The organism is Glaciecola sp. 2405UD65-10, assembly GCF_048820975.1.
Taxonomy (GTDB): Bacteria; Pseudomonadota; Gammaproteobacteria; order Enterobacterales; family Alteromonadaceae; genus Glaciecola.
The window spans coordinates 1-2932 of the sequence record NZ_JBMEUF010000005.1 but is presented as its reverse complement, the minus strand read 5'-3'; the positions used below and the strand labels follow the sequence as shown (position 1 = coordinate 2932).

General features: G+C 49.9%; 1 rRNA gene. It reads right to left on the bottom strand.

Going from position 1 to position 2932, the window contains the following annotated elements:
* Nucleotides 1–39 precede the first annotated feature (39 nt).
* A 23S ribosomal RNA gene (locus tag ACOI22_RS17335) occupies nt 40–2919 on the bottom strand.
* Nucleotides 2920–2932 lie beyond the last annotated feature (13 nt).

Sequence of the window (2932 nt, the reverse complement as noted above, 5' to 3'; positions counted from 1 at the left end):
TAGCAACTTATCACTACAACAAACCTCATTAGGTGTTGTATGGTTAAGCCTCTCGGGCAATTAGTACAGGTTAGCTTAACGCATTGCTACGCTTCCACACCCTGCCTATCAACGTTGTAGTCTTCAACAACCCTTCTGGACAGTTAAACTGTCAGGGATGACTCATCTTTGGGCTCGCTTCCCGCTTAGATGCTTTCAGCGGTTATCGATTCCGAACGTAGCTACCGGGCAATGCCTTTGGCAAAACAACCCGAACACCAGCGGTTCGTCCACTCCGGTCCTCTCGTACTAGGAGCAGCTCCCATCAATCATCCAACGCCCACACCAGATAGGGACCGAACTGTCTCACGACGTTCTAAACCCAGCTCGCGTACCACTTTAAATGGCGAACAGCCATACCCTTGGGACCGACTTCAGCCCCAGGATGTGATGAGCCGACATCGAGGTGCCAAACACCGCCGTCGATATGAACTCTTGGGCGGTATCAGCCTGTTATCCCCGGAGTACCTTTTATCCGTTGAGCGATGGCCCTTCCATACAGAACCACCGGATCACTATGACCTACTTTCGTACCTGCTCGACGTGTCTGTCTCGCAGTTAAGCTGGCTTATGCCATTGCACTAACCTCCTGATGTCCGACCAGGATTAGCCAACCTTCGTGCTCCTCCGTTACACTTTGGGAGGAGACCGCCCCAGTCAAACTACCCACCAGACACTGTCCGCATTCCCGATAAGGGAACAACGTTAGAACATCAAACGTACAAGGGTGGTATTTCAAGGTTGACTCCCCGTCATCTGGCGACAACGGTTCAAAGTCTCCCACCTATCCTACACATGTAGGGTCAATGTTCAGTGCCAAGCTGTAGTAAAGGTTCACGGGGTCTTTCCGTCTAGGTGCGGGTACACAGCATCTTCACTGCAATTTCAATTTCACTGAGTCTCGGGTGGAGACAGCGTGGCCATGGTTACACCATTCGTGCAGGTCGGAACTTACCCGACAAGGAATTTCGCTACCTTAGGACCGTTATAGTTACGGCCGCCGTTTACCGGGGCTTCGATCAAGAGCTTCGCTTACGCTAACCCCATCAATTAACCTTCCGGCACCGGGCAGGTGTCACACCGTATACGTCATCTTTCGATTTAGCACAGTGCTGTGTTTTTAATAAACAGTCCCAGCCACCTGGTCACTGCGGCCCTCATCTGCTTAGGAAGTAAATTCCATCACAAACAAGGGCGTACCTTCTCCCGAAGTTACGGTACAATTTTGCCGAGTTCCTTCACCCGAGTTCTCTCAAGCGCCTTAGTATTCTCTACCTGACCACCTGTGTCGGTTTGGGGTACGGTTCATATAATGATACGTTTAGAAGATTTTCCTGGAAGCAGGGCATCAACAACTTCATTCCCTTGGGAACTCGTCTCGTGTCTCAGCCTTAAGGGGAACCGGATTTGCCTAATTCCCCAGCCTACTCACTTTCACATGGACAACCAACGCCATGCTTGCTTAGCCTTCTCCGTCTCTCCATCACTCATTATATAAGTACAGAAATATTAATCTGTTTCCCATCGACTACGCATTTCTGCCTCGCCTTAGGGGCCGACTTACCCTGCCCTGATTAGCATGGGACAGGAAACCTTGGTCTTCCGGCGTGGGGGTTTTTCACCCCCATTATCGTTACTCATGTCAGCATTCGCACTTGTGATATGTCCAGCAAACCTCTCGATTCACCTTCATCCACTTACACAACGCTCCCCTACCACTTGAACCTAAGTTCAAATCCGCAGCTTCGGTATATTGCTTAGCCCCGTTACATCTTCCGCGCAGGCCGACTCGACTAGTGAGCTATTACGCTTTCTTTAAAGGGTGGCTGCTTCTAAGCCAACCTCCTAGCTGTCTTAGCCTTCCCACATCGTTTCCCACTTAGCAATATTTTGGGACCTTAGCTGGCGGTCTGGGTTGTTTCCCTCTTCACGACGGACGTTAGCACCCGCCGTGTGTCTCCCGGATAGCACTCATCGGTATTCGGAGTTTGCAAAGGGTTGGTAAGTCGGGATGACCCCCTAGCCTTAACAGTGCTCTACCCCCAATGGTGTTCGTCCGAGGCTCTACCTAAATAGATTTCGGGGAGAACCAGCTATCTCCCGGTTTGATTGGCCTTTCACCCCCAGCCACAAGTCATCCGCTAACTTTTCAACGTTAGTCGGTTCGGTCCTCCAGTTGATGTTACTCAACCTTCAACCTGCCCATGGCTAGATCACCGGGTTTCGGGTCTATACCTAGCAACTAAACGCGCAGTTAACACTCGCTTTCGCTACGGCTCCCCTAAACGGTTAACCTTGCTACTAAATATAAGTCGCTGACCCATTATACAAAAGGTACGCAGTCACACCACGAAGGTGCTCCCACTGCTTGTACGTATACGGTTTCAGGTTCTATTTCACTCCCCTCACAGGGGTTCTTTTCGCCTTTCCCTCACGGTACTGGTTCACTATCGGTCAGTTAGGAGTATTTAGCCTTGGAGGATGGTCCCCCCATCTTCAGTCAAGATAACACGTGTCCCGACCTACTTAATATGACCAATAAGATGCTTCGTGTACGGGGCTATCACCCTGTATCGCTGTGCTTCCCAACACATTCCACTACATCTTACTGATTCGGCTGATTCCCGTTCGCTCGCCGCTACTAGGGAAATCTCGTTTGATTTCTTTTCCTAAGGGTACTTAGATGTTTCAGTTCCCCTCGTTCGCTTCCTTAAGCTATGAATTCACTTAAGGATAGTCATAAAATGACTGGGTTTCCCCATTCGGAAATCGTTGGGTATAACGCATTTTGTCAGCTTCCCAACGCTTATCGCAGACTTACACGTCCTTCATCGCCTCTAACTGCCTAGGCATCCACCGTATACGCTTAATCACTTAACCATACAACCCTAAT